This window comes from Gordonia sp. SCSIO 19800 (assembly GCF_018132775.1).
In the GTDB taxonomy this organism is placed as follows: Bacteria; Actinomycetota; Actinomycetes; order Mycobacteriales; family Mycobacteriaceae; genus Gordonia; species Gordonia hongkongensis.
Genome location: NZ_JAGRQM010000015.1, coordinates 37,804 through 61,870, shown reverse-complemented (window position 1 = coordinate 61,870; position 24,067 = coordinate 37,804). Strand labels below are relative to the sequence as shown.

The 24,067-nt window shown below is 65.2% G+C and carries 26 protein-coding genes and 2 pseudogenes; 13 read left to right on the top strand and 15 right to left on the bottom strand.

Features of this window, described 5'->3' with window-relative positions; genetic code table 11:
• Positions 1-414: a hypothetical protein gene (locus KB201_RS16780; RefSeq protein WP_165630966.1), complete on the top strand. Its 414-nt coding sequence runs from the start codon at positions 1-3 to the stop codon at positions 412-414.
• A gap of 67 nt (positions 415-481) precedes the next feature.
• On the opposite strand, the gene KB201_RS16775 is transcribed toward KB201_RS16780, so the two are convergent.
• Positions 482-673 (bottom strand): hypothetical protein, encoded by a 192-nt coding sequence (locus KB201_RS16775; protein WP_211539882.1) that lies wholly within the window; start codon positions 671-673, stop codon positions 482-484.
• A gap of 186 nt (positions 674-859) precedes the next feature.
• Complete coding sequence (locus tag KB201_RS16770) at positions 860-1,516, bottom strand: MspA family porin (RefSeq protein WP_165630964.1); 657 nt, start codon at positions 1,514-1,516, stop codon at positions 860-862.
• Between the two features lie 500 nt (positions 1,517-2,016).
• Between KB201_RS16770 and KB201_RS25270 the strand changes: the two are divergent.
• Positions 2,017-2,861 (top strand): annotated as a pseudogene (locus KB201_RS25270) (hypothetical protein).
• Positions 2,862-2,944: 83 nt separating this feature from the next.
• On the opposite strand, the gene KB201_RS16760 reads toward KB201_RS25270, so the two are convergent.
• Entirely contained in the window at positions 2,945-3,637 is a 693-nt protein-coding gene (locus KB201_RS16760; RefSeq protein ID WP_211539878.1) for a hypothetical protein, read from the bottom strand.
• 244 nt (positions 3,638-3,881) lie between these two features.
• On the opposite strand from KB201_RS16760, the gene KB201_RS16755 reads away from it, so the two are divergent.
• Positions 3,882-4,265 (top strand): hypothetical protein, encoded by a 384-nt coding sequence (locus KB201_RS16755; protein WP_211539876.1) that lies wholly within the window; start codon positions 3,882-3,884, stop codon positions 4,263-4,265.
• A gap of 21 nt (positions 4,266-4,286) precedes the next feature.
• Positions 4,287-4,847, top strand: coding sequence for an RNA polymerase sigma factor (locus KB201_RS16750; protein ID WP_211539875.1), 561 nt, complete (start codon positions 4,287-4,289; stop codon positions 4,845-4,847).
• 67 nt (positions 4,848-4,914) lie between these two features.
• Here the strand turns inward: KB201_RS16750 and KB201_RS16745 are convergent, their stop codons facing one another.
• Positions 4,915-5,220: a hypothetical protein gene (locus KB201_RS16745; protein ID WP_205334426.1), complete on the bottom strand. Its 306-nt coding sequence runs from the start codon at positions 5,218-5,220 to the stop codon at positions 4,915-4,917.
• Between the two features lie 196 nt (positions 5,221-5,416).
• A complete protein-coding gene (locus KB201_RS25200) occupies positions 5,417-7,372 on the bottom strand; it encodes a MucR family transcriptional regulator (RefSeq protein WP_211539874.1) in 1,956 nt (651 codons plus the stop codon).
• Positions 7,373-8,204: 832 nt separating this feature from the next.
• Here KB201_RS25200 and KB201_RS16735 point away from each other — a divergent pair.
• The 3 genes and pseudogenes from KB201_RS16735 (at position 8,205) to KB201_RS24940 (ending at position 9,463) form a co-directional block, all read left to right on the top strand.
• Positions 8,205-8,681, top strand: a complete 477-nt coding sequence (locus tag KB201_RS16735) for a lipoprotein LpqH (RefSeq protein ID WP_211539873.1) — start codon at positions 8,205-8,207, stop codon at positions 8,679-8,681.
• A 117-nt stretch (positions 8,682-8,798) separates the two neighbouring features.
• Positions 8,799-9,134, top strand: a pseudogene (locus tag KB201_RS24945) (Helicase associated domain protein); the annotation flags it as partial.
• A 77-nt stretch (positions 9,135-9,211) separates the two neighbouring features.
• On the top strand, positions 9,212-9,463 hold the full coding sequence (locus KB201_RS24940; RefSeq protein ID WP_307848081.1) for a helicase associated domain-containing protein: 252 nt from the start codon (positions 9,212-9,214) through the stop codon (positions 9,461-9,463).
• A gap of 36 nt (positions 9,464-9,499) precedes the next feature.
• Here the strand turns inward: KB201_RS24940 and KB201_RS16725 are convergent, their stop codons facing one another.
• The gene (locus KB201_RS16725; protein WP_249145836.1) at positions 9,500-10,861 is read right to left on the bottom strand and encodes an MGMT family protein; all 1,362 of its coding nucleotides are present in this window, start codon (positions 10,859-10,861) and stop codon (positions 9,500-9,502) included.
• A 199-nt stretch (positions 10,862-11,060) separates the two neighbouring features.
• Here KB201_RS16725 and KB201_RS16720 point away from each other — a divergent pair, with 199 nt between their 5' ends.
• Both KB201_RS16720 and KB201_RS16715 read left to right on the top strand, forming a co-directional pair.
• A complete protein-coding gene (locus KB201_RS16720) occupies positions 11,061-11,876 on the top strand; it encodes a GIY-YIG nuclease family protein (RefSeq protein WP_211539871.1) in 816 nt (271 codons plus the stop codon).
• A gap of 382 nt (positions 11,877-12,258) precedes the next feature.
• Positions 12,259-13,152 (top strand): HEAT repeat domain-containing protein, encoded by an 894-nt coding sequence (locus KB201_RS16715; protein WP_211539870.1) that lies wholly within the window; start codon positions 12,259-12,261, stop codon positions 13,150-13,152.
• A gap of 180 nt (positions 13,153-13,332) precedes the next feature.
• On the opposite strand, the gene KB201_RS16710 is transcribed toward KB201_RS16715, so the two are convergent.
• On the bottom strand, positions 13,333-13,551 hold the full coding sequence (locus tag KB201_RS16710) for a hypothetical protein (RefSeq protein WP_249145832.1): 219 nt from the start codon (positions 13,549-13,551) through the stop codon (positions 13,333-13,335).
• Positions 13,552-13,785: 234 nt separating this feature from the next.
• Here KB201_RS16710 and KB201_RS16705 point away from each other — a divergent pair, with 234 nt between their 5' ends.
• Together KB201_RS16705 and KB201_RS16700 are read left to right on the top strand one after the other, a co-directional pair.
• A complete protein-coding gene (locus KB201_RS16705; protein ID WP_211539866.1) occupies positions 13,786-14,112 on the top strand; it encodes a hypothetical protein in 327 nt (108 codons plus the stop codon).
• A complete protein-coding gene (locus KB201_RS16700; RefSeq protein ID WP_211539865.1) occupies positions 14,109-14,321 on the top strand; it encodes a hypothetical protein in 213 nt (70 codons plus the stop codon). Before KB201_RS16705 ends, KB201_RS16700 begins: the two co-directional genes overlap by 4 nt.
• A 92-nt stretch (positions 14,322-14,413) precedes the next feature.
• Here KB201_RS16700 and ligD read toward each other — a convergent pair whose 3' ends face one another.
• A complete protein-coding gene (gene ligD / locus KB201_RS16695; RefSeq protein WP_211539863.1) occupies positions 14,414-15,367 on the bottom strand; it encodes a non-homologous end-joining DNA ligase in 954 nt (317 codons plus the stop codon).
• A gap of 49 nt (positions 15,368-15,416) precedes the next feature.
• On the opposite strand from ligD, the gene KB201_RS16690 reads away from it, so the two are divergent.
• The gene (locus tag KB201_RS16690) at positions 15,417-15,725 is read left to right on the top strand and encodes a hypothetical protein (RefSeq protein WP_211539862.1); all 309 of its coding nucleotides are present in this window, start codon (positions 15,417-15,419) and stop codon (positions 15,723-15,725) included.
• A 214-nt stretch (positions 15,726-15,939) separates the two neighbouring features.
• Here KB201_RS16690 and KB201_RS16685 read toward each other — a convergent pair whose 3' ends face one another.
• Both KB201_RS16685 and KB201_RS16680 read right to left on the bottom strand, forming a co-directional pair.
• Positions 15,940-16,146 carry a hypothetical protein gene (locus tag KB201_RS16685; RefSeq protein WP_044508856.1) on the bottom strand — a complete coding sequence of 69 codons (207 nt, stop codon included), beginning with the start codon at positions 16,144-16,146 and terminating at the stop codon, positions 15,940-15,942.
• Positions 16,147-16,273: 127 nt separating this feature from the next.
• Complete coding sequence (locus tag KB201_RS16680) at positions 16,274-17,356, bottom strand: DUF1524 domain-containing protein (RefSeq protein WP_249145869.1); 1,083 nt, start codon at positions 17,354-17,356, stop codon at positions 16,274-16,276.
• Positions 17,357-17,750: 394 nt separating this feature from the next.
• Here KB201_RS16680 and KB201_RS16675 point away from each other — a divergent pair, with 394 nt between their 5' ends.
• The gene (locus KB201_RS16675; protein ID WP_211539860.1) at positions 17,751-20,954 is read left to right on the top strand and encodes a type ISP restriction/modification enzyme; all 3,204 of its coding nucleotides are present in this window, start codon (positions 17,751-17,753) and stop codon (positions 20,952-20,954) included.
• Between the two features lie 84 nt (positions 20,955-21,038).
• Here the strand turns inward: KB201_RS16675 and KB201_RS16670 are convergent, their stop codons facing one another.
• From KB201_RS16670 to KB201_RS16650, 5 genes are all read right to left on the bottom strand, one after another.
• Entirely contained in the window at positions 21,039-21,353 is a 315-nt protein-coding gene (locus KB201_RS16670) for a hypothetical protein (RefSeq protein WP_211539859.1), read from the bottom strand.
• Between the two features lie 70 nt (positions 21,354-21,423).
• A complete protein-coding gene (locus tag KB201_RS16665; RefSeq protein WP_211539858.1) occupies positions 21,424-22,164 on the bottom strand; it encodes a helicase associated domain-containing protein in 741 nt (246 codons plus the stop codon).
• A 4-nt stretch (positions 22,165-22,168) separates the two neighbouring features.
• Positions 22,169-22,927, bottom strand: a complete 759-nt coding sequence (locus KB201_RS16660) for a helicase associated domain-containing protein (protein WP_211539857.1) — start codon at positions 22,925-22,927, stop codon at positions 22,169-22,171.
• Complete coding sequence (locus KB201_RS16655) at positions 22,912-23,664, bottom strand: RES domain-containing protein (protein WP_211539855.1); 753 nt, start codon at positions 23,662-23,664, stop codon at positions 22,912-22,914. Before KB201_RS16655 ends, KB201_RS16660 begins: the two co-directional genes overlap by 16 nt.
• Positions 23,661-24,053 (bottom strand): hypothetical protein, encoded by a 393-nt coding sequence (locus KB201_RS16650; RefSeq protein ID WP_058253264.1) that lies wholly within the window; start codon positions 24,051-24,053, stop codon positions 23,661-23,663. The genes KB201_RS16655 and KB201_RS16650 overlap by 4 nt, the downstream gene beginning before the upstream one ends.
• Positions 24,054-24,067: the final 14 nt, after the last annotated feature.

The following is a 24,067-nucleotide window of genomic DNA, read 5'->3' as shown; positions in this document are numbered from 1 at the left end:
GTGGGTGCGCACGATCAATATCCGACGCCGCTGAGCTACCGGTCGATCCATCCCGACGGTGCGCCCATTGAGCCGCGCCCGCAGGTGATTGCTGCGCGTGCCGCCGACCTTGTGGCCACCGAGCCCGGCTCGGTTGACGCCGTCGCAGAGGCTACGGCCGAGCTGCCCAGCTACGTCGCCGACGTGACCAGATGGGACTTGGTGACGGCCGTGGAGAAGGCCGCCGACAGCATTGCGCGTAGCCGGCACCCGCTGCTCGGCGATGTTCTCGGGCCGGGTCCGGTGCCGTGGGCGTGTTGGCAGGGCGAGCTCGTCGAGTCGTGGCCAATCCTCGCCGATGCTGCAGCCCGTCTCGGTTCGGCGCTGCCGTCCCGGCACCCGGATGCCGGACACTGGTCGGTGACGACCGATTGAACGAAGACTGCGGGTGGACGTAGAACGTCCACCCGCAGTGATCGGTTCAGCTCTGTCGAGCTGGCTGTCAGGGCCAGGTGAAGTTGCCGGTGCCGCCGACGATGACGTCCTGGCCGTCGACGCCGAAGTCGTAGGTCGTCAGCCCGTCGTCGCCGTGCTGCAGCTCGATCGGGGCGGCCGAGGCCAGTCCGCCGCCCAGCAGCGATAGTGCACCGGCCGCCGCGACGGCCGCCACGGTGGAACCAGTCGTCTTACGCACTCGCGTCTTACCTACTCGCATCTGAGTGTTCCTTTCGTCATGCCAGCTCTTCGGCTGGACTTCGGTGTTGTGCACGTCTGCGGTCGCAGACCGTGCGCGGCGCACCGCCGGTGGTGCGTCCACAGATGGGTTGCCGCGAGAGTGCAGGAATGTTCCCGCCGACCAGCAGATTTGGGGCCGATTGGTTTACAGGTAGACGACGCGGCCGTAGACGGCGTTGCCGTCGTTTGCTTTCGGGGTGCTGGTCTTGAGGATGGCGTAGGAGCGGACCGCCACCGGGCCCGCACACCCGTCGATGCTGATGTGACCTTCGCGGGTGGTCGTCGACGCACGTCCGGCACCGACGGCCTTCTTGTCGAAGGTGACGGTGGTGATCTTGCCCGGTGACATCGCCACCGACAGACTCGGCTGCAGCAGGGCCTGCGGACTGATCGACAGGTTGCCGCTGGGGCCGGCCGCGCTGACACCGCCACCGCCGCTGCCACCGATGCCCAGGCTCGCCCCGACACTGCCGGTCACCGATTCCAGCTGCACCGCGCACCCGATCATGTACCCGGCCTCGAGTTCACCGGTGATCGCTGCACCGGCCTGCCCGGCCGGCGGCGTCAGCGTGGACACCGCACGCATCGACATGAACGCTTCCCGCGACGTCGGCACCGAGGACAGGGGGGCGACTTTCTGCACCTTCTCCTGGGTGGAGGCGATCGAGGCCTTCCAGCCGTCGTCGGTGACCCAGCTGCGCTGGTGCCCCGGCTGGGCCTCGGCGGTGCCGGCGGCGAACCCGCTCGCGACAGCGCCCATCGACACGGCGGCAACGGCAATGGTCATGGCGGTCTTGTTCATTCGAAGTGTCCTCTGGTCCTGTCGCAGCGAATCGCCGCGCCCTGTGCTGGCAGTCCCGCCCCGTTCATCGGTGCGAGAAATGTGCTCTGCGTGAGCAACTGAGGATTGGTTGCCACGGGGAACCGAGAATGTTCCCGGCAGCACGATGCAGGATCAACGCCGTTGGGCAGGCGGATGTGTCGTCGGCGTGATCGATCGCCGCCGTTCGGCCCTAGGGTGGCGGCGGGGCAGCCGCTAGAAGAGCGTGCTGTGGGGGTCGACAGTAACGAGGGGTGGTTGTGGAGCTGGAGCACGTGCAGTACGAACATCGGACGGCTGATTCATCGCTCTCACTGGCGCATTCGCATCATTCGAGCCAGAGCATTATCAGAGCTGGTACACCGGCCAGCATCGGTTGAGTATCGGCATTCAGGACACCAAGGACTACACGCTCAGCTACGAACCTGGTAAGCCGGGGTTCGATCCGCCGCGGCTTCCCGAGTTGACGTTTCTGATCCCTGATGCGCCGGCCCCGGTGGTCGTCGATCTCATCACTCACGGCGCCGAGCCCGGCCCTGTTGGATGCTGCCGACGGGTGGGTCCATGTCGAGCAAGGTGGCGCCGAAATTCGGCTACCTGCCTACGATGCAGCCTCTGGTGTGGTCGTCGCCGAGCGAACACGAGCGCATAAAGCCTCTGGTGCAGACGATTTTTGGTCCTTGGAACATGGTTCGCGTGTCCTGCCGGGACCGGCGATTCTCCGATCCCGTCGTGCAGGTGCGTGTCGACATCTGGCCGATCCCCGGGCGGCCGGCCTCGAGGTCATCCGCTACACGCCGACCGGCCGCAACACTCCGGCCGCGTCACATGCCCCGGCCCAGCCCGTCGAGGTGCGAGAGCGCATCGACGCCGCCGTGGCGGCCGACTCTGCGACCTCGGTGTCTGGACCGCTCGACGCCGACCATCTGTCTGGCCTGTCACTGTTGATCCGTGGTGATTTCAGCGATCTCGAGGCGTGGACGACGGTGGCGAATGCGGCGCTGGCTCCCGATCCTGTCGACGGGTTCACTGCCGATCTCACCCTGGTCGATGACCCCACCTACGACAACATCACCGTCGACGAGCTCGCGCACGCGATCGGGGAACCGCCGCCGTTCTACGTGTTCCTGTGCGATACCCAGACTCTGTCCCACCCGACCACCCGATCCTGGCCATCAATCTCGACGGCGAGGACACCTCCAATCGCAGCGTGCGGGTCGTGCCCGCTGCGATGTGGTCGATCGAGAACAACCTCGCCCTGGCCAACATGGACTTCGCCGACTTCGTCGGCGCCGCCGACACCGACGGCATCTTCCGCGGATTCTGACGCCGAGGCCGTCACCCCCACACACAGCGATGACCGACCCCCAGCTGAGGGTCGGGCATCGACGTCGGTCACCTCGGGCGGGGTCAGACGAGGGCGTCGCTGTCGTGGCCGCCGGGGGTGGTGTCTTCGGGGGCGTCCGGGGTGTCGCTGTAGGTGCCGGTCTCGTCGCTGTAGAGGTCGAGCTCGCCGTCACCGTCGGTGTCCTGGCCGTAGACATCGGCCTGGCCGTCGAAGTCGGTGTCGAGCGCGACAGCGTCGAACTGCCCGTCGCCATCGGTGTCGACAGCGACGGCGTCGATGGCCCCGTCGGCGTTGGTGTCGACGAGCAGGGTGTCGGGTGCGCCGTCGCGGTCGGTGTCGGTCAGCACGGTGTCGGGGGCGCCGTCGGCATCGGTGTCGAGGGTCTGGGTGACCAGTTGCCCATCTTCGTAGGAATCGACCTGGGTGAGGTCCCCATCGGCGTCGAGGTGGGCGACCTCGTCAACCACGCCGTCGCTGTCGAGGTCGCTGGCGATGACGGCGCCGCCGTCGGCGGTCGGTGCCGCCGCGGTGTCAACCTGGCCGTCACCATCGGTGTCGGCCTCGATCAGGACCACCTCGCCGGCTTCGTCGTAGTGCACGTCGATGGCGTTGCCGGCGTCGTCGGTGGTGTGCACCACCTCGCCAGCCGGGCCGTCGGCGGCTTCCGGGGCGGGTGCATCGGCGGGGGTGGCGTCAGGGTTGTAGGGCTCGTCGGGGCTGATGATGGGGGCGTCGCTGCTGGGGGTACCGGACATGGTGGGTCCTCTTTCGAACTGGAGTCTGTGAGCGTGTCGGGAATCTGTTGCCACCAGGAATGAGGAATGTTCCCGCCCACGATCGCCGCGACCCCGAATCCGCGTCTATCTGGCGAGGAGGATTACATCACAGCTGTCGGGACCGGGTCGGGAACACCAGGGGTGGGCCGTAACATCTCACCTGGTGACCGGGCCGACGGCGACCTTCGTCGGCGACCACCTCACCAGAAACGGAGGTCAACACATGCAGGAGGACGAACCGTCGCCGGTTCTGGCGTCACTCGGCATCGACCCCGCCACCCTCGCCGCTGATCTCCCGCCGGGAGTGTGGGACAACGCGCTGCAGGCCGCCTTCGACCCGACCGCCGTCGCCGACCCCGACACCGTCCCCGACATGGACGACACCCCGCCGGCCGATCCCGATGAGGACATCGACCTGGGCGACGACAACCCCGACAGCCCTGACGACGAGAAGCCGGCTGATCCGCCGGTCGCTCACGCCGCCCAAGACGCCGCCGAGGAGGGACAGCTCCCGCCCGCCGACGAGGGCAGCGCGAATGTTGACCTCGCCGACGCCGGTGTCGAGGACCCGCACCCTGGTGCCCACGACACGCACGACGACATCTGAAAACCCGGGTTGGGGGAGTTGATGGACGAAGCACGTCTGCTGCTGCAAGCACGTAACGGCGACCAGCACGCCTTCGCCGAGCTCGTCGGCGCTCACCGCACGCACGTGTGGGCGGTGTGCCTCAACATCTGTTCCAACCCCCATGACGCCGAGGACGCCCTGCAGAACACCCTCGTCGCGGCGTGGCAGAACCTGCACAAGTTCCGCGGTGAGTCGAAGTTCAGCACCTGGTTGCACCGGGTGGCCGCGAACAACGCCCTGATGGTCGTGCGGCGCCGCAAAGCCAACACCACCATCACCGACTTCACCGATCCCGACCAGCCGATCCAACTCGTCGACGACACCCACCAGTCAGCGTTTGACGACCAGGTCGCGCTGCGCGACGCGGTACGCGAAGCGCTGGCACAACTGCCCGAGGACTTTCGAGAAGCCGTGGTGCTGCGTGAATTCGGCGATCTCACCTACGCCGACATCGCCGCCCACCAAGGCGTTGGTGTTCAGACAGTCAAATCCCGACTCAACCGAGCCCGCACCCAACTCGCCGACCTCCTGCGCGACACCGCCGCAGCGACGGGACACTAGCGAGCTTCCCGCAGCGTCAGGCCATGACGATCGAGTGCGGGACAGATTTCTGTCTCGGTGGGTGTGGCTAGTGGATGCGGCGCTCCAGGAATAGGACGAGCTGCTGAAAGCCGAGCCAGAGGGAGATGCAGACGAAGAACAGGCCAGAGCTGATGTAGACGAAGAGGAACCTTTTGTTGTGGCTGACCTGCTCATTCAGGCTTCGGTATCCCGCGAAGTCGCCAGCCGGATAGTCGAGCTCTGAACTTCGAACGAGGGTCTCGGAGCCCCTGCTTCCGGGCTTGCAGAGATCGGCTGAGGTCATCGCTTGGAGATTGCAGGTTTCGGGGTTGGCCACCAGCGAGATCCCCCACCACAGGGCGAATATGCCCATGCACAGGCATATCGGGACGGCGAGAAGAAGACGAGCGCTCAGAAGATGGGAACCCCCACGACCCGGGGCGGTCCGTCCTGAGGAGTGCCTACCCAAGAATGTGTGCTCCTGTCATCGGGTTGGGCCCTTTCTCGTGTGCGTCTGCGCATTTCGACATGGGGCAGTAGTCCGCCCCAGCAGTCGTGGACGAGGGCGATCAGCGAGACTGACCCTTGTCGAGGAGGGCTGACGGTAGATCGGTCAGGCGTGGCGCGTTCGGGTTTCGGCGGAACCGCTCCGAGGTTCGGGGGTTGGTGGCGACCTGGTGCTGCTGCCGCTCGCGAATCTCGGTGGAGACCAATCCGATGCGCTGTTCGATGCCGTGGCGCTGTTTGTACTCGCGGGCGGTCAGGTCGTGGGTTTGCAGATGGGTGCGGGTCAGCGCACGGAACCGCTCACCACATTCATGGCACGCGATTGTCTCGCCGTCGTCGTCGAGGTGGCCCCACCAACCATGTCCTGACCGGCGAGGAGTCGGCGTGGTGGAGGAATCGACGCCTGAGGGGTCGAGTAGCACGCGCTCGCGTCGCCGCTGGATCGCGTGCGCGTAGCAGCGGTCTTGTTCCACCGCCCACCATTCGCATTCGGGCACAACACATTGACGCGCCTGGCCGTTGCGTTCTAACAGGTGAATCAGGGCGGTGGACAGATCGTCTCCGGCTCGGCCGGCGATGGTGTCGAGGGCGGCCGACAGCGCAGTAGCCACGATGTGCTGGACCCGGTCGGCGGTGAAGCGCCGCTGCCACTGGCCGCCCCAAATGGTGGCCGCCAACAGGTCGTCGTCGGTGACACCTGCGGTGCGGTAGACCCGGTCGAGGATGGCGCGCGCATCGCAGACCACCGTGCGCAGGCGGGCGCCGCAGGCAGCGATCGCCGCCACGATGGCGTCGCGATCGGGGCGGTCGGCAGCAGCGATGGCGATGTCGGCGAAGTAGCCGGCGAGGTCATCGACGAGCCGGCCACGGCTGTCTTGGCCGAGGTCGCGGATCGCCGCGGCCGGGGTGAACACAGGCAGGCCATCGACGATGTCGACGTCGTCCCACGACAACGCTGTCGAGCGGCCCAGATAGCGCGCGGTTGTGGTCGTACGTGGGCCGTTTCTGCGCTCCTTGGTGATCGCGAGCTGCGGCAGCCCCTCACCGGGCTGGCCGAGGCCATGGATGGCCACGGCGGTCGTGCCGGTGACCACACAGTCAGGACGGGACGCCGCTAACCGTTGAGCAGGGGTCGAATCCCGCACGGCCGCTACCCAGGCCAGCTGCGCCGCGGCAAGGACGCCCTCACCGGGATGGTCGGCCTCGCGCATCACTCCGTTGGCGACCGGAACCACCAGGCCCGCGTCGCGCAGCTTCACGTGATCGCTGCGGGTCACGCCCTGCTGCTGGAGCTGGACGCTGGTGATCAGTCCCCACTGGGCCGTCCGCAGCGACGCGGTATCGGCCCATTTGCCAGCCAGCAGCGGGGGCAGGGGAGACGACGGGGCGTCCAGGCGGACACCGGTGGCCGCGATCGCGGCGACGATGGCGGCACGATCGGGGCGGCCGGCCGCGGCCCCGGCGACAGCAGTGAAGTAGTCGGCCAGGTCGTCGGCGAACCGAGCGCCACCGTGCGCGGCGAGATCGCGGATCGCCGCGGCTGGGGTGAAGACGGGCAGTCCGTCGAGGACCGCCACGTCATCCCACGACAGATCCGCTCGGCGAGGAACGATCGCGTAGGTGGCGGTCTGCCGGTGCTGGAAGCGCCCGGTGACTGCCAGCTGCGGCAGCGTCTCGACTGGGGGATCGGCGAGTCCATGCAGGGCCAGCGCGGTGTACGCGGTGACCACATAGTCTGGCCGCTCGGCCGAGAGCCGTTCTTCCGGAGCCGAACCTGGCGCTGCCGATACCCAGGCCAGCTGGGCTGCGGCCAGCAGGTCGTCCGCCGGCGGGCGGGATTCGCGCATCACACCTCTGGCCACCGACACCAGCAATCCGTTGCGCCGGAGCAGAAGCTGACTCGACCCGGCCACGCCGAGGCGCTGGAGTTGGGCGCTGGTGATCAGGCCCCACTGCTGGGCACGCAACGGTGCAGAATCGGCCCATCTCCGAGCCAACACCGACGATTGCGCAACCACCGGGAAAGGATAGGTCACGCCGAGCCGATGACAGATGTCAGCGCCAGCCGTGGACTCAGCAGAACTCGAGAGCAACCAGCTGCCACCGATAGGCGACACGGCCCAGAGTGGATCGGCTGTCCGGCCGCGCGCCGGCACGTATCCGACACGGTCTTCGCTCGACGCGGGCGGCGAATGGCCGCACCTGGCCGGCAGTGGTTAAGGAACCGAAGATCTCGGCGCCGCAGGGGTCACACAGCTGTACATGGAGTCGATGCACCGATGGCCCGATCGAGGACTTCTGGGTCCTATTTGCCGTCGCGGCAACCGTCTTCGCGATATGGAAGGCGTCGTGACGGACCAGTACCGCGATCTGGTCCGCGACCGTCGGAGCTACCGTCTCGCCAAGACGAGACGGTCCTCGCCGGCGTCCGATCACCTCGCACACCAGCTGCATGACAGCAACCGAGAAACGGTGGGCCTCCCTCGCGGCTGACGATGCCGCCAGTGACGCGTTGCCCCTGTGCGCAAGCGGGTCTCGCACTCGGACGGTGCCGCTCGGGGCCGCCGCGCGCACGGACGTGGGCGCAGACGCCGACCGCCCTCGGGTGCTCGGCGGCAGGGATCTCCCTGTCGGCGCCGCGCGAATCAATGGCTGCACGGTGATGAGTTGCAGCAAGGGCCCCGCCCGGTTCCCAGCCGGTGTGTGTTCCGTCGTCGGCGACCCCGGCGGTATGTGACCGATCGGCGCCGCGGCGATCCGGTGCCTTCCCTTCGCGGTCTCGACCGGTACAGTCCCGCAGCAAGCAAGCAGATCGTGAGCCTCACGACCAGCCCAGGGGGAGACAGAGTTATGGCTAGCCGTCAGCGTTTCGTGGTGCCACTGCTGGTGGCATCGTGGGTCGGCCTCGTAGTAGCCGGATGTTCGGAATCCGATGCCTCCGAAGCCGCGGATACGCGGCCGGAGTTGTCCAAGATCGACATCCCCTACGCCGAACTCAGCGTCACCGTCAATGGCCAACCACTCCCGGGCATCGACCCGGCTGAGTTCATGTGCTACCGACAGAGCGATTCCATCAACATCACCGGACAGGACCCCACCGACGGGCAACCCGGGCTCGCTGCCGATCTCCAACCAGGCAATCCACCGAAACTCGTGAGGGTGTCGTTCGGACTCAATGGAGTCCTGTACACCGCCAAGCAGGGCAAAGGCTCAGTCGAAGACGTCGACGAAGACGGTTCCCGAATCACGGTTCGCGGGACCGCGGAAAGCTGGGATCTCGCCGTACCCATCACCAAGCAATTCGAGTTCTCGGCAACCTGCAACTGACATCGAACAGGTTGTGGATCGCCCTGATGTCGGCGGTGATCAACTTCGGGCGCCGCCAGCTGTTTGCCGGTGGGTCATGGGGTCGGTTCTTCGCGTCGGCGGGCACACTAGATCGCCGTGACCAGCCGATTCGATGAGGGTATCGCTCACCTGCATCGGTATCGGGCCGTGCACGGGACCAGCAGCCCGCGCCAGCAAGACGTCATCGACGGATTCCCGATAGGCCGGTGGGTCAACACACGCCGCACCCATTACCGCCGCGGCGTCTTGTCCGCGGAGCGGATCGCGCGACTCGAGTCCGAGTTCCCCGACTGGCAGTGGAAGGCGAACGCCCGGACGTCCTTCGCTGCCGGCCTGGCCCATCTACGCCGCTACAACGCCGTCCACGGCACCAGCAACGCCCGCCGTCACGACATCATCGACGAATTCCCCATCGGCACCTGGGTCGCCAGCCGCCGCGCCAAGTACCGGGCCGGACAGATGCCCGCCGAACACGTCCAACAGATCGAAGCCGAGTTCCCCGACTGGCAGTGGACTCTCGGACACGACCACCGTTCCAGGTCGGCCTGGGCCACCTGCACCGCTATGTCGCCGCACACGGCACAAGCTCGCCACCCCGCCACGCGACGATCGACGGCTTCCGGATCGGCGCCTGGGCCGCCAAACGTCGCACCGAGTATCGACGACGTCGCCTCCCGGCCGACCGGATCACGCGGCTCGAAACCGAATTCCCCGACTGGCAGTGGAACATTCGCCGATCTGGTACTCGATCTGCCGACTAGCGGTGCGGACGGCGCGGTAGGCGCGAGGACGCGGCACTACACCTCGGTCTCGCCAATTGTGTGTGCGATTCTGTCGGCTTTGAGGTAGCGGTCAGGGTCTGCACGACCGTTGGTGAAGGCGATACCCTCCATCTCAAGTGCTTGCTGCTGAGAATCGGTTCGGAGTGGATCAATGCTCCAACGGAACCGCGGCGATGGCGTTCCGCCGACACCGAGTACGCGGTGAGCGTTCGGACACTCCTCACACTGAGTGACGTGATTGCCCAACGGTTGAGGGGCTGTACCGACCAGTTCGGCGAGATCGCCATATGTCGTCCACATGCCGGAAGGAATCGCAGCCAGAGCTACGTGCAACTTGTCCCACTTGAACGGAGCAGGACTACTGCCAACGTGTTGCGTGAGGTCTCGGCCATCGCCGGTGACCCACCACCGCGGACCGCGTACGGTTCGGTCAAGCCCGGCAGCCTCCCGCAGTATCTGGGTCACGATCGCGGTAGGACGATAGCGCTTCTGGTCGTACTCCCATTTCAACGGTGCGGCGGGGCTGTTGAACCAGACGGCTCGGCCGCGTTGAGCGTCTTCGTCTATCCAGGTGTCGATCCGCGCACGAGCGTCAGTGTCCACTTCGTTAGTGGTTCTCAGATGCAAGGCGGTGCCATCAGGCAGCAGACCGCTCTGGGCCAAACGAACAACCGTCGATTGTTCCCTTGCGCTTTTCTGCTGTCGTTGCGTCAACGATCTCGCCTCAGCCTGAATGGGTGAGATGGTGAAATCTTCCACGTCTGGAACGGGGTAGAGCTGCGAGACAGTCATCACCAGCCCGTGAGCCATGCGGTAGGCCTGCACCTGCTGCAGCGTGACGTTGAGACCCATCTCGTTGAGCCACACGGCACTCGCGGTTGTCGTGGCGTCGAAATCCCCCGCCACAAGGACGATGCGGGGTCGTCTGAGGGTGTCCAGATCGAGCGCGCCGGCGTGTTCGATGAGTAGATCGCGCGCGTCTTCCTCGGAGACGTCGCCGCCCCGGCTGTTGAGGTAGCGCTGGTGGTGCGCTGCGAGGTCGGTGGGCGTGAATCGCGATACCATGGCCGCATACTTGATGGCTTGCAGCTGGACAGTGTCCGGTGCTCGATCACGTTTTAGCTCAGCAAGGACGAGTTGCCCTTCGGTGTCGATGCCCAGGACATCGAGTCGGTCAGCGTGGCGTTGACCGGCTCCGGATTGCCACCGATCGAACTCCATCGTGACCACCTTGACTCCGGAGCCCAGAATTTCCGGATGAGCGATCACCCACTCCTGCAGATCCCTACGTTCTCGAAGCCCTACCTCCGCCAGTGACACAGGTTCGGCTGGCACGGCCTGGTTTCCGTCGATGCTGAAAACTCGCTCGTCGCCCATGCCATCGACGCTACGACGGGTCGAGTAACGAACGGCAGGATTCTGCCGAAGATGCCAACGTTGGATGTGGAGTTGGGTCTGGTGCTTCCACGGGTCATAACCGCGCGACATCGTTCACCCAAGCTTCCGGGAGACGGCAAGCGAATCGAACACCCACCCACCGGGCGGCATAGCTTATCGAGCAGAAAGGTGGTCGCCGATGACCACGCTCGCGTTCGGTTCGATACTGGAGAGCGCCGGTATCGAACCCGGCCAAGCCCATGTGCTCCGTCACGCATACGTCCAGGAGCGCGACGACAGCGGACTGCCCGGACTCGAGGCCACCTCCAGCGACGCCGACATTCTGAAGTACACCAGCCATCAGTCCGCCCGATCACGCACGTTCCCAACGAATCCGCCCCGCTTCTGGGTGGTGTTCATACGCGAGGGCGGCGACAGAGCCCGCCTATGGTCGGTGTTAGAAAACCGCGGTGTCGTCTCGGACGATGGGGCAGTCCGAATATTCGACCTCGTTGCGACCGAGCACCTCTCAGATCTGAGGAACCGGCTCGTCATCGGTTGGAGATCGCCGCGTACCTGGAGGATCAACGCCTCAACGGCATCTGGCTATCCCGTGTTGGAGATCGCGCACGCGGAGCCTGTGCCATTCCCTGGTTTCGACCGACTGATCCTGTCCTACACCGAACTGCAAGGCGTGATGCGAGAGCACCGATACGCAGCATGGCGTACCGCGCTTGCTGCCGTCAGAGGCGTCTACCTGATCACAGACACCCGAGACGGACGGCACTACGTCGGCAAGGCCGACGGAGGCGAGAGCATCCGCCAACGCTGGAACGTCTACGCGACGAACGGTCACGGCGGGAACGTTGAACTCCGCAGTCTCGACCCAGCGACCTTCCAGTTCTCACTGCTGCGGGTGTTCGACCCCGCGACTCCCACCCGAGAGATCAACGCAGCGGAGAACCACTTCAAGGACGCGCTCGACTCCCGCAGACACGGTCTCAACCGCAATTAGCAGGTGGCGTCGTTCGGTGACGGAGTCATTCCAAGGCGCGTTGCCAGCACCCTTCGCGCCGAGTCTCATGCATCTCGTCTGGAGACGACTTGGACCGACGTGAATCCGGTCGGCGCGGCGACCGTTCATAGAATCAAGAGCGGATCGCGCCGTCCCAGTCCAGGAACTCGGTCTCCAGGGTCCAGACACGCTCGGCCCGCAGCCGCCCTCGGTGATGTTGCGCGGCGGGTTTCGACCTAGTACCGGTCGAAACTCGTCGATGGCGTCGCGCCGGCGGGCGTTGCTGGTGCCATGGGTAGCAACACAGCGACGCAAGTGCGCCAACCCGGCCTTGAACGCGGCGTCGAGCGCCACGTCCTGAGGCGCCAGTCCGACAATCCAGTTGCTAACAGACGCTCCGAGGCGCGCGGACCCACCGAAGTCGATCCGGACAAATTCTCTCTGGCCGATCGGTCGGTCTGGCGGAACATCCCAGCAGCCCAGATGCATCAGACCCTCCGAACAGCCAGCCGATCCGCGGCGGCTCCGGACGGTAAGGACTCGCGATGCCAGGCTGCGTTCCAGCGCTACCCACGCAGGTAAAAGTCGACCGCCGATCGACAGGACCGATGTGACAGCGTCGTCGAGGCGAGAGCGCGTCTACCAGCGCCTCGCCGCCGACCTTGCCCACGCCGCTTCTCCGCCGCACTCGCACGGACACCTCGGCGTAGCCGACATGCGGCGGACGTCCTATCCCACGAGCGTTCTCGTGGATTGGTTGGGCCATATCGAGGAACGGTCCGGGTTCACCGACAGCGGCGAGGTCGATCAACTCCGGATCGATCTCTGCCGGTCGCTGGCCAGCACCGGCACCCGCGATTGCGGCGCCGCCGAGGCCCTCATCGACCAGTTCTACCTTCAGCCACCAGTGAGCGCTGAAGCCTTGACCGAAGCGGCGCAAGCGCTGCGAGAGTTGGCATCCCGCGACCATCACGACGAACTATCGAGACTCGCAGCAGACCGCACACTGGGCACCTGTCGATCGGGGATCCTCGAGTGCCTGACCGAGCATGGCCAGCAAGAGGATGTGAATCTCATTGCCGACCAGATCGGGGACCCCAGCGTGCGGGCGACAGCGATAGCCTGCCTCCGACGGTTCCGACCGACCCCAGTCCATCTCATCGAGACGGTCGAGGCTTACCTCCACGACCCCGACAGCGCTGTCCGCGAGCAAGCATCCCGGACCGTGGCAGTCCTCTACGCCGCGGTGTTCGCGGCGAACAGCGGCGCAATCTGAGTCCCCGGGCACCGTCGCGAGGCCCCTGGCGAACGGCCCGGCAGGCCGGATCGCCACGCCCTTTCAGCAGGTCGCGTGACGATCCGACGATCCAGTGCGGGGTCGAAGATCTGCGGCGGCGATCCCACCGCTGCATCACGGCGAAGAGCGGCGGGCCGCGAGGTGCGCAGACGTCACGGGTCAGTCCTGGTCGAAATAGGTCTCCATCGCCTCGATCATCCGATCCTCGTAGGCCTCCTGGTCGATGAGACGCGCCTCGAAACCCTCTCCGGTGTAGCGGCCCTGGGCGGCCTGCTCCCCGAGGGAGATGATGCGTGCGGTGCGCTCGTCGTCGTCGAGGAGGGATTCGAGCTTCTCGCGCAGACGTTGGAGAGCGTCCTCTTCGGAATCCGCTGTCACAGACCAGTTTTCTCCGCCATACCGGCCCGTCCAGACACCGTTGTCGTCCTCGGTGAGGATGGCACGTTGGGTCACGTGCAACCGTGGTCGCGCATCCACCGATTCACCTCCCAGCGGTGGGAACGGCGGGGGTGCGTACGGTTCCGGACTTCCCTTCCGGTCACACCCCCGCCTACCCGTACAAACTACACGACCATCGAACATCCATTCGACCCGTGGAGTTAAACTGTGAGCATGTTCGATCGCTGGCCCGACACCCGAACACTACGCGTGGTCGACCCGCCCAGGCCCGTGCTGATCGACATGGCGATCGCTGACCCGTCCTGCGGACGGTCATATGCCGCCGGCGGGGGAGTGTCACTGCGGGTGCGTGCCTCCGGTGCCCGTATCGAACCGACCATGCCCGCGCTCCTCATGGCGTGGTTGCAGGTCTCGAATGGTCTGTGGCGCGGCATTTGTCAGATGCCGGTCGAAAGCGCCAATCACGTCTCGTCGGCCGTCATCACGATGTGGGTGCCGCCCGAGGCGCTGCAACCGCGAGAGGACGCCGCCGAGCGATGACCGAGAACAACGATGCCGGGGCCGGGCCCACGAATCGCGTCGCACCCACACGCGGTCGCGTCGCGATCGGGGAGCTGACGTTGATCGTGCGGCAGCCCGGTAAGCCGGCCGGTGTTCGGGTCTACACCGACGACGAAGCCACCGAGGCCCAGGCGTACGCCGACGAGGTCGGCGGACAGGTCGAACGACTCGGAGAAGCCACCAGCTGACTCCGCTGGCGCTGCGCTGCCGCCCTCCCGGCGGGTCGGTTGCCACAGGGCCATCGTGGTGCGTGCAGGTTGGTGAGTCGACGCCCGAGTAGTCAGGGCTTGGTGTCGTGTTCGGGCCAGATCACCTCGTCCGGGGTCTTGTCGGTGCGCAAGCCTTTCCACGAGGGATGCCGCAGCCGGCGGGTGAGTTCGCGGTACTCGATGGTGCCGATCAACACCGGTCGCACCCACCGCACGTTTCTGATCCTGGTGGGGAAGTGCTCGGTGGTGAACGGATGCTCGGGGCGCGCTATCGCCGCGAGTTGTTCGGCGATCTCGCGGCGGTGCCGCTGGGTGAACCCGGTACCGACCTCGCCGAGATAGACCAACTCACCCGAGGGCCGGTAGCCGCCGACCAGCAGCGACCGCACCATGGCCGGCCGGCCGGTCCACCCGCACACGATCACTTCGGCGCTGAGCCGCAACGGGACCTTGACCCATGCCGGGGATCGCTGCCCCCGCACGTATCTCGACGTTGCTCGCTTGGCGACCACGCCCTCCAGGCCGAACGTCGTCGCGAGCTCGAGCATCGGTTCTGCGGAGCTGTCAGGCCAGTACGGAGTGACCTGCACCGCGCCGATATTGGTGAGCGAGGTGTCGAGCAGTTCGCGGCGCTCGAGGTAGGGCAGCGGTGCGACGTCGGAGCCGTCGAGCTCCAGGACGTCGAACAGATAGAACGCCGCCGGAACATCGGTAAGCAGCCGCCGGCCCGGCCGCGGCGTGTGCATGCGTCGTTGCAGAAGCGAGAACGACGGCCGCCCGGCAGCGTCAAGCGCCACGATCTCACCGTCGACCACGACGTCGCGGCCACCACTGGCGTTCACCAGAGCGGCCGTGATCTCGGGGTAGGTCGAGGTGATCGGGCTGAGGTTGCGGCTCAACAGCAACACCTCGCCGCTGGCGACTCGGGCGACACAGCGCTGACCATCGAACTTCATCTCCCACGACCAGCCCGAACCCGACGGGGGAGGACCCGCAGTTGCGAGCATCGGCGCCATGGAAGCCATACGCTCCACTGTCCTCGCTCACCGCCCGGTCGGTGTCTATCCTCAGGCCGTGATCGAACGCGTACGCATCACCGCAGAGACCACCGCGATCAACTACGCCGCCCGATTCGGCTACCCCGGCCGCACCCTCGCCAACTATCTCGACCAGCTCGGCGGATGGGACGGCCACATCGACGACCCGTTCGGTGCACGGCCGTGGATCTCCCTGCGCGCCTTCGACGGAGCCGACCCCGGCCTGTTCCTCAAACTCATGTTCGCCGTCCCACAGATCCCCGGCGACGACTTCCCATCCGTCTACGGCGACGAAGTGATCCTCGCCGAGTACGACCTCCCCGAAGGCACCGTCATCCCGCGGTGACTGCACACACGGCGGTGCCGGTGACGACTGAAGCCGCCGACCCCGAGTGGGGTCGACGGCTTCAGTGCGTTGAGGGACGGTGCCGGTCAGTGCGCCTCTCGGCGAGTGGCCGCACGCAGCGGCGGAAAGGGGTGAGGCCCGGGGCAATGAGCCCGCCACCGTCGCACGAGTCAACAGAGGCCCCACCCGTGGTTATTCCGCGCAGCTGGCCGATCTATTCGGCGAGCTTGGCGACCGCCTGAGCCCAGAGAAAGAACTTGTTGGTGCCCAGGTCACGCACGGTCTTGATGTTGAACGCCGCCTGGAGCTTTTCCGCGTCGCCGTCGCTGACGCCTTGCAGCGCCGCGACCGGCGCATCGGCCAGCTCGGCCAGCGACTTGTCTTCGTATGCCTTGTCGAACTTGTCCGCAATTCCAGCCATGACCACTCCTTGAGAGTTCTCGACGACAGGGTTCGCAACACCCGGGAGGGTGCCGCGCCCGCAGCCTAGACCGCCGTCACGACGATCCGAAAGGACCGTCGTGACGGCGTGTGGGATGGCGGGGTGACTATTCGCAGGCGACGCCGTCGCCGTCGCGGTCGAGCTTGCTGCTGTAACCGGGCTGGCCGGCGTAGATCGGGGCCGCGCCCGCTGCGCGGACTGCCGAGCAGTTGGCGTAGTAGACCGACGACGGCGCCTCAACCGCAGGTGGCGGGGTGTAGGTCGTCGTCGGCGGCGTGTAGGCCGGTTCCGGGATCGGTGTCGCCGTCGAGGTCCGGGTGTTGGGGACCTGGCGGGTTGTCGGTGCCGGCACCGCGGCGCCGCAGCTACTGAGGACGCGGGTGATGGCGTCTTTCTCGGCCTGGGTTACCCATAGCTGGTAGGCGGCTTTGACCTCGACCTGACGGGCGACGTAGGTGCAGCGGTAGGAGCGGTTCGGCGGCAGCCAGGTCGCGGCGTCACCGTCGCCCTTTTGTTGGTTGGTGGGGCCGTCGGTGGCTTGTAGGTTACGCGGATCGTTGGCGAAGTCTGCTCGCTGAGCCGCGGAGAGCTGCTGGGCGCCCTTCTGCCATGCATCCGACAAGGCGACGACGTGGTCGATCTGCACCGCCGAGGAAGTTTGCTGGCCACGCACGAACTGGATGGTGGTGCCGGTGTAGGGGTCAGCAAGGGTTCCGGACTGCACCGCGCAGCCGTTCGAGCCGGGCTTGAGCACGATGTTGGTGAGGTCGCGGCGCAGGATGTCGTTGCGGGTGTCACAGCCGTTGTGGCCGCTGTCGACGTTCACGTCATCGGTCCAGGCCTGCCCGAACAGAGCTCGGTCATACCCGGTCTTCGGTGCGCGACCCTTCACCTCGAGGGTGTCCAGCGTAACCAGCGCCTTGTTCGCAGCCGGTGCCGCCGACACCGTGACGACCGGCGTCGCGGTGGGCAGCGACACCACCTCCGACGCCGTCGCGGCCGACGTCGTCACAGGCAGGGTCGAGGTGTCGACGACACGCTCGGTGGTCGTGTCGGTCGTCCCGCACGCACCCAGCCCCAAGACCAGGACAGCGGCGCAGCTGCCGACCAAGACCCGCGTGCGAGTCCTGCGAGGTGAAGGGGTGGCCGGCGGCTCTGACGAGGAGACGGCAGGGAGGAGCGGGGGCATAGCCATTGAGCGGGAGAGCCTTTCACACAAGCGGCGACCGGCGCGCACTGGCCGATCGAATGTCAACTACCTATAGCAACCCACTCAGACATCGTTACCGAACCGGACAATCCCGTCTCACGTTTGCTTCGGTGCCCCCGGGGGCAGACTCGAAAGTGACACTGGACGGGTTGGGGAACCGTTGGGTGGCGGTCCGACCTAGGGCTATCCTGCCGCCCGGCGTCGACCGGGTACGGGCTAACGGTGGCCTTTAGTTGCGCTACGCGTGTGAACATTGCATCGAGTGTCGCTGGAGGACGTCGATCGGGCGTCGAAGAGACGCCTCGACAGTTGAAGGGTGGTCGGGTCCCCTCTATGGCCTGCGAACCCACGAGACTAGTTATCGTCTGTTGTCATGGACGCTGCAACGGTATCGGATTACACCGCGGACGTGCGGTCGCGCTACGCCAGCGGTCACGCCCGCGAACACGCGTATCGAGGTGCTCTTCAGGTTCTATTTGAGTCGGTACCTGACGTCCTAGCCATCAATGATCCAAAACAAAGTGACTACGGTGCACCAGATTTCGTCCTGCTGAAGGCCAGCAACCCCGACATTATTCTGGGGTACGTCGAGGCAAAAGACATTGGTAAGCAGCTCGATCAGGTCGAGAAGTCCGAGCAGATGCGCCGCTATGCCGGATATCAGAACCTGATTTTGACCGACCAGCTTGAGTTCCGCTTCTACTCTGACGGGCGACTATATAAGAACGTCCGGGTCGCCGAGTTGGCTAACGGTCGGATCGTTGCCGACCCCACCGCCTACAACAGCCTGACGGGTGAGATCAGCCATTTCGTGGCACAGCTGCCGCAGGCGATCACGAGTGGAGTTCGCCTTGCCGAGATCATGGGCGCTAAGGCACGACGGGTCCGCGAGGACATCCTTGCGTACTTCTCTGATGATCCCGACCCGGGTGACGACCTGGTCAAGATCTACAACTTGATGCGGACTGCGCTGGTCCACGACCTCGACCACGGCCGCTTCGCGGACATGTATGCGCAAACACTCGTATACGGCCTCTTCGTGGCCCGGTACAGTGACCCTACTCCAGAGACGTTCACGAAGGATGAGGCCCGGGCACTGGTTCCAAAGACCAACCCGTTCTTGTTGAGCTTCTTCGATCACATTGTGGGTCCCAGCTTTGACGAACGGCTGGCCCGCGCAGTCGACGAGCTGTGCGAGGTGTTTCGGATCAGCGATGTCAGAGAACTGGTTCAGCGGCACCTGCACGGCGCGAAGCCTCGCACTGACCGCGACCCGATTATTCACTTCTACGAAGACTTCCTCCACGCGTACGACGAGGACCTCCGGGTGGCGATGGGTGCCTATTACACCCCGCTTCCTGTCGTCCGATACATGGTTCGGCAAGTCGACGCCCTGCTTCGCAACGAGTTCCGCATATCCAAAGGAATCGCAAACTCTTCGACTATCAAGTACAAGGTCGATGATGGTCAGGCGCGACGGTTCAAAGATCCCGTCACCCGCCGCTGGAAGACGGTCGTCGGCCAGGAGATCGCTTTGCATAAGGTGCAGATTCTCGATCCAGCCGTCGGCACTGCGACGTTCCTGAACGAGATTATAGAATTTATTCACGCCGGTTTCTCCACGCAGCAGGGGCGGTGGGCCAGCTACGTTAACGAAGACCTCGTGCCGCGTCTCAACGGGTTTGAGTTTATGATGGCCCCGTACACAATAGCTCACCTCAAGCTCGGAATGACCCTAGAGAATAGTGGCGTCACCGAGCTCAATGACCGACTGCGCGTGTATCTTACCAACACTCTGGAAGAGGGAATCAAACACCAACCCGACTTGTTCACGTTCGGGTTGGCTGATGCGGTCACCGAAGAATCCCGTGCGGCGGGAATCATCAAGAGTGCTCATCCGGTGATGGTCATAATCGGCAACCCTCCCTGGAAAGCGCAAAGCAGTAACGACACTACTTATGCCAACTCTCTTGTCGCCAAGTATAAGGTTGAGCCCGGCGGACAGGTCAAACTCCAGGAGCGAAAACACTGGCTGCACGACGACTATCTGAAGTTCATCGCGTTCGCCGAAGACGTGATCAATCGCAACGGCGAAGGCATCGTCGCGATGATCACCGCGCACGGATACCTCCACAACAAGACTTCTCGCGGTGTTCGATGGCACCTAGCGAAGACGTTCGACAAGATCTACGCATTGGATCTACACGGAAATGTTAAACGCAAAGAATATGATCCAAGTGGCGCCCGAGATGAAAACGTTTTCGACATTCAGCAGGGCGCAGCGATTATCTTTGCTGTCAAGCACCGTGGGGGCAAGAAGGACAACCTCGCCGAGGTCTTCAGCGCCGACCTCTACGGCAGCCGTGCCAAGAAGTTTGGTGCACTCGACGCCGACGACATTGCATGGACACCTGTAGTTCTCGACAAGGGATCGATGCGCTTCACGCAGTTTAACGATGAAGGCAGGGAAGTCTACGAGAAAGGTGTCAGTCTAAAGGACCTGTTCGTCGTCTCCAATTCCAGCATTGTCACTGCCCGCGACAAGATCGTCGTCGACATCGACGAAGGCGCACTGCGTAGAAGGATGGAGATGTTTGCCGACTCGTCCAAGACCGACGACGAGGTACGCGCCGAGCTGTTCCCGAATCGCAAACGCAAGAGCAACGGTTACCCGCCTGGAGATACTCGCGGATGGAAGCTAGGCGAGGCGAGAGCCGCTGTCCGCCACGACGATATCCCGGGCAATATTCAGCACCTCGGCTACCGGCCCTTCGACACCCGCTACGTGTACTACACCAGACAGATGGTCGACTGGCCCCGCATGGACGTCATGCAGCACATGACCCGTGGCCACAACATCGCGCTCGTATACCGACGCCAAATGCCTGAGGGCAGGTCTGCGCAGTACTTCTTCATCACTGACACCATCATTTCCGACGGGTTCATTAAGTCGGACAACAAGGGTAGCGAAACTGTCGCCCCTCTGTACCTCTACCAGGAAGACGGTACCCGAACCTCAAATATGCACCGCGATAAGGTGAAACTGCTAACCGTCAACCTCAGCGACGATACTACGGATGAGGACGTCTTCGACTATATCTACGGCGTCATGCACTCTCCAGTTTATCGGAGCAAGTTCGTCAATCTACTAAAAGACGACTTCCCCCGCATTCCGATAGCGGCCGACGACGATGAGTTCGCGACGTTCCGTGACGCTGGCGCGCGACTGCGTCAACTGCACCTAGTCATTGACTACGCGGTGGATGACTACATCACGAGCTTCCCCATTGCAGGCAGTGACTCCGTCGACCGTTATCAGCTGGTTGGCGACCGAGTATGGATCAACGAGTACCAATACTTCGGCGGTGTGCCAGCCGCGGTGTGGGAATTCGAGATTGGCGCCTACAAACCCGCTCAAAAATGGCTGGAGCAGCGAAAGGGCCGAAAGCTCAGCAACGCTGAACTGGACCATTACCAGCGAATCATCAAGGTGCTACACGACACTTCCGCGATCATGGAGGATCTGAAGTCCTCTCCCGCTCTGTGGTCCGATGAGACGGATGATAATATCGCCTGACACGTCACATCCACGTCGCTCGGCACGTTCCCGTTGCCTCAGCGCAGCGGTCTGCTGTGTCGGATCAGGCGCGGCTTCGGATCGTTATGCCCTGATCGGCCACAGCACCGACGTCGGGCAGCCGGGATATAACGGCCAGTAGGTCATGTTCCGCGCTGACATCGCCCGCCAGTGAATAGCTTCGTTTCCGGTGGCGAACACTTGGGGATAGGGGTGCGGCTCGATGATCTCGAACGCGAGGATGTGGTAGGCGGCAGCCTCGATATCGGTGACGGGTCCTGCCTCTGGAGGGTGGAAGTCGAGGTCGTAGACCACGCCGAACAATTGCGTGGGGTTACCGACGAGGCGGGAACGAAACACTACGCACACGCAGTCCCCTACGGCCCACGCGGCGATCACGGTGACGTCGTTGCTGCGGGAGGCTGTTCAGCCTTCGTTGCCACCCGTTCCGCTACTGCCGCAGCAAGGTTCACCGCATCTCCTCATCGCTCCCGGCGCCGCGACGAGCACCCGGTCGGTGGTGGCCTGTCCATCGCCAGTCGTCGAACTCGGCCTCGAGGCGGTGTGCCCGCTCGGCGGGCATGGTGCCCCGACGGTAGTTGGCGCGACGGTTGGCGACCCACTGGCCGATCGCGAAGCCGTCGATCACGTCCTGCTGGCGTGGGTTGCTGGTGCCGTGCACGGCGCGATACCGGTGCAGGTGAGCGAGGCCGGCGTCGAACGCGGCGGCCGATGCTGCGTCCTGGGGGTTCCACTGCCAGTCCGGGAATTCGTTGTCGAACAGCGCGATTCGGTCAGCGGGTAGTCGTCCTCGACGGTAGTCGGCGCGACGGTTCGCCGCCCACTGGCCGATCGGGAAGCCGTCGATGACGTCGTGCTGGCGTGGGTTGCTGGTGCCGTGGGTGGCGGCGTAGCGGCGCAGGTGTGCGATCCCGGCCGCGAAGGCGGCATCGAGCACGTTCCACTGCCAGTCGGGGAACTCGGTTTCGATGCGGCGGATCCGCTCGGGCGACAACCTGCCCAGCCGGTAGTCGGTGCGGCGGCTGTCGACCCAGGCGCCGATCGGGAAGTCGTCGATCGTTGCGTGGCGGGCCGGTGAGCTCGACCCATGCGCGGCGGCGTAGCGGTGCAGGTGTGCGATCCCGATGTCGAACCGCCGATCGTCCGCACGACGGCGGCCAGCGGTCGGGGAGTCGTGCTTGCCGGGCACGGTGTCACCGCCTGCTTTTCGTGGCGGCGGGTCGTACCGTCCACCGCCAGTCCGGGAACTCGGTTTCGATGCGGCGGATCCGCTCGGCCGACAATCGGCCTCTGCGGTAGTCGGCGCGGCGCGTGGCGACCCAGGTACCGATAGGGAACCCGTCGATCACATCTCGCTGAGGGACCTGGCTGGTCCCGTGGGCGGCGACGTAGCGGCGCAGATGGGACAGTCCGGTCTCGAACGCGGCCGCAAAGGCTTCGTCCTGAGGCAGCCACTGCCAGTCCGGGAACTCGGTTTCGATGCGGCGGATCCGCGCCGCCGACAATCGGCCTCTGCGGTAGTCGGCGCGACGGGACGCGACCCAGGTACCGATCTCGAAACCGTCGACCACATCGCCTTCTCCAGCGTTGCTCGTGCCGTGGACAGCTGCAAAACGGCGCAGATGGGTCAGGCCGACGTCGAACATCGCGTCACGCACATTCCACACCCAGCCGGGGAACTCGGTTTCGAGGCGGTCGATCCGCTCGGCCGTCAGATGGCCCCGCCGGTACTCGGCACGGCGGTTGACGACCCACTGACCGATCGCGAACCCGTCGATCGTCGCGCCGCGGGGAGGTGAGCTGGAACCATGCATGGCGGCGTAGCGGTGCAGGTGGGCGATCCCGGTGTCGAAGAGTCGGTCGTAGGCATTACCACGGCTGGTCGAGCCCGCCTCGTGCTTGTTCGACGTTGCGGGACAGCCTGTTTCAGGTCGGTCTATGCGGGGGTCCACTCGAGTCCGAGGAGGGTCAGGGCGCGGGCCAGGTGTGGATCCGCGGCGTCGATGGGGCAGTGGTCGACAACGTCGATGTTGGGGCTGATGTCGGGGTCGGCAGCGCGTTCGTAGAGCGCCCACATGCGCAGCTGGTCGCCGTGGCGGGAGTCGAACTCGATCCCGTCGACCGCTGCGTGTCCGTGGTCGGTGAGGGCGTAGATCCAGCGGGAAATGGCCTGGGTGAGCCCGCGGGGCCGGCCGTCCCGCAACGCGGCGGTATCGAGGTCATCGAGCCCGTAGCGGATCGCGAGCGGACGAAACACCGTTCGCAGGGTGGCGAGGCTGTCCGGAGCAGCGGGCACCGCAAACCGTCCGGTCAGGGTGGCGTGGCCGAGCATCCTTGCCTCACACCACGATCGCGGGACGCGCCCGGGCGGCAGCGTGGGATGGTCCTGCTCGTCTTCCTCGTCGACGACGATGTCGTCGAGCTCGGCGATCAGTTGCGGGCTGGGTCGGGCGAAGGCGAGGACTTCGAGGTAGCAGGCCAGGGGAGTGTCGGCGCAGTACAGGGTGCGCCACACCCCGTCGGGGTCATCCCACCGGCCGGCGAAGCGGCCGTCGGTGGCGTACTCCCACGGCGTCCACTCCCAGGGACTCGGCGCGTACCCGACCCGATAGATAGGCGTGACGGTCTGGGTGCTGGTGGTGATCGGGCCGTGCAGGGTGCCGATCGTCGACGTGCGGGGTTGGTTCATCCCACCGCGGCGAACTGGCGGGCAGCGTTGAGCACCTGGGGGCCGACGTCAGCGAGCTCGCCGTCGCGCAACAGCAACGCCGGCGCCCGGTCGTCGAGGACCGGGTTGAGGCCCTGAAACCACGCTTGTGCGACGGCGGGGGTGTCGCGTTCGGTGATCAGGCGGGCGGCGCGGTAGGCGATCCGGAGCCGTTCAACGTCGTCGGGGTTGGCGATGGTGCGGGTGCCCTCCGCCCACTGCCGCACCGCCCGGGTCTCGCTCACCCGCCCCAGGTAGGCCACGAGTTTCGCGCCGAGCAGATCGCGCAACGCAGCCACGAGTTCGGGCTGCGACATACGGGCCGCTTCGGCGTAGGCGGCCAGATCCGGCCGGGGATGCGCTGCTGTCATGGTGATCACCTCTT

Bases quoted from the DNA above. Each gene is read 5' to 3' on its own strand.
- KB201_RS16745 (WP_205334426.1), bottom strand. From the start codon at position 5,220: ATGGGCATATTCGCCCTGTGGTGGGGGATCTCGCTGGTGGCCAACCCC.
- KB201_RS16720 (WP_211539871.1), top strand. From the start codon at position 11,061: ATGACCACGCTCGCGTTCGGTTCGATACTGGAGAGCGCCGGTATCGAA.
- KB201_RS16750 (WP_211539875.1), top strand. From the start codon at position 4,287: ATGGACGAAGCACGTCTGCTGCTGCAAGCACGTAACGGCGACCAGCAC.
- KB201_RS16760 (WP_211539878.1), bottom strand. From the start codon at position 3,637: ATGTCCGGTACCCCCAGCAGCGACGCCCCCATCATCAGCCCCGACGAG.
- KB201_RS16675 (WP_211539860.1), top strand. From the start codon at position 17,751: ATGGACGCTGCAACGGTATCGGATTACACCGCGGACGTGCGGTCGCGC.
- KB201_RS16770 (WP_165630964.1), bottom strand. From the start codon at position 1,516: ATGAACAAGACCGCCATGACCATTGCCGTTGCCGCCGTGTCGATGGGC.
- KB201_RS16725 (WP_249145836.1), bottom strand. From the start codon at position 10,861: ATGGGCGACGAGCGAGTTTTCAGCATCGACGGAAACCAGGCCGTGCCA.
- KB201_RS16650 (WP_058253264.1), bottom strand. From the start codon at position 24,053: ATGACAGCAGCGCATCCCCGGCCGGATCTGGCCGCCTACGCCGAAGCG.
- KB201_RS16655 (WP_211539855.1), bottom strand. From the start codon at position 23,664: ATGAACCAACCCCGCACGTCGACGATCGGCACCCTGCACGGCCCGATC.
- KB201_RS16755 (WP_211539876.1), top strand. From the start codon at position 3,882: ATGCAGGAGGACGAACCGTCGCCGGTTCTGGCGTCACTCGGCATCGAC.
- KB201_RS16685 (WP_044508856.1), bottom strand. From the start codon at position 16,146: ATGGCTGGAATTGCGGACAAGTTCGACAAGGCATACGAAGACAAGTCG.
- KB201_RS16700 (WP_211539865.1), top strand. From the start codon at position 14,109: ATGACCGAGAACAACGATGCCGGGGCCGGGCCCACGAATCGCGTCGCA.
- KB201_RS16735 (WP_211539873.1), top strand. From the start codon at position 8,205: ATGGCTAGCCGTCAGCGTTTCGTGGTGCCACTGCTGGTGGCATCGTGG.
- KB201_RS16680 (WP_249145869.1), bottom strand. From the start codon at position 17,356: ATGCCCCCGCTCCTCCCTGCCGTCTCCTCGTCAGAGCCGCCGGCCACC.
- KB201_RS16705 (WP_211539866.1), top strand. From the start codon at position 13,786: ATGTTCGATCGCTGGCCCGACACCCGAACACTACGCGTGGTCGACCCG.
- ligD (WP_211539863.1), bottom strand. From the start codon at position 15,367: ATGGCTTCCATGGCGCCGATGCTCGCAACTGCGGGTCCTCCCCCGTCG.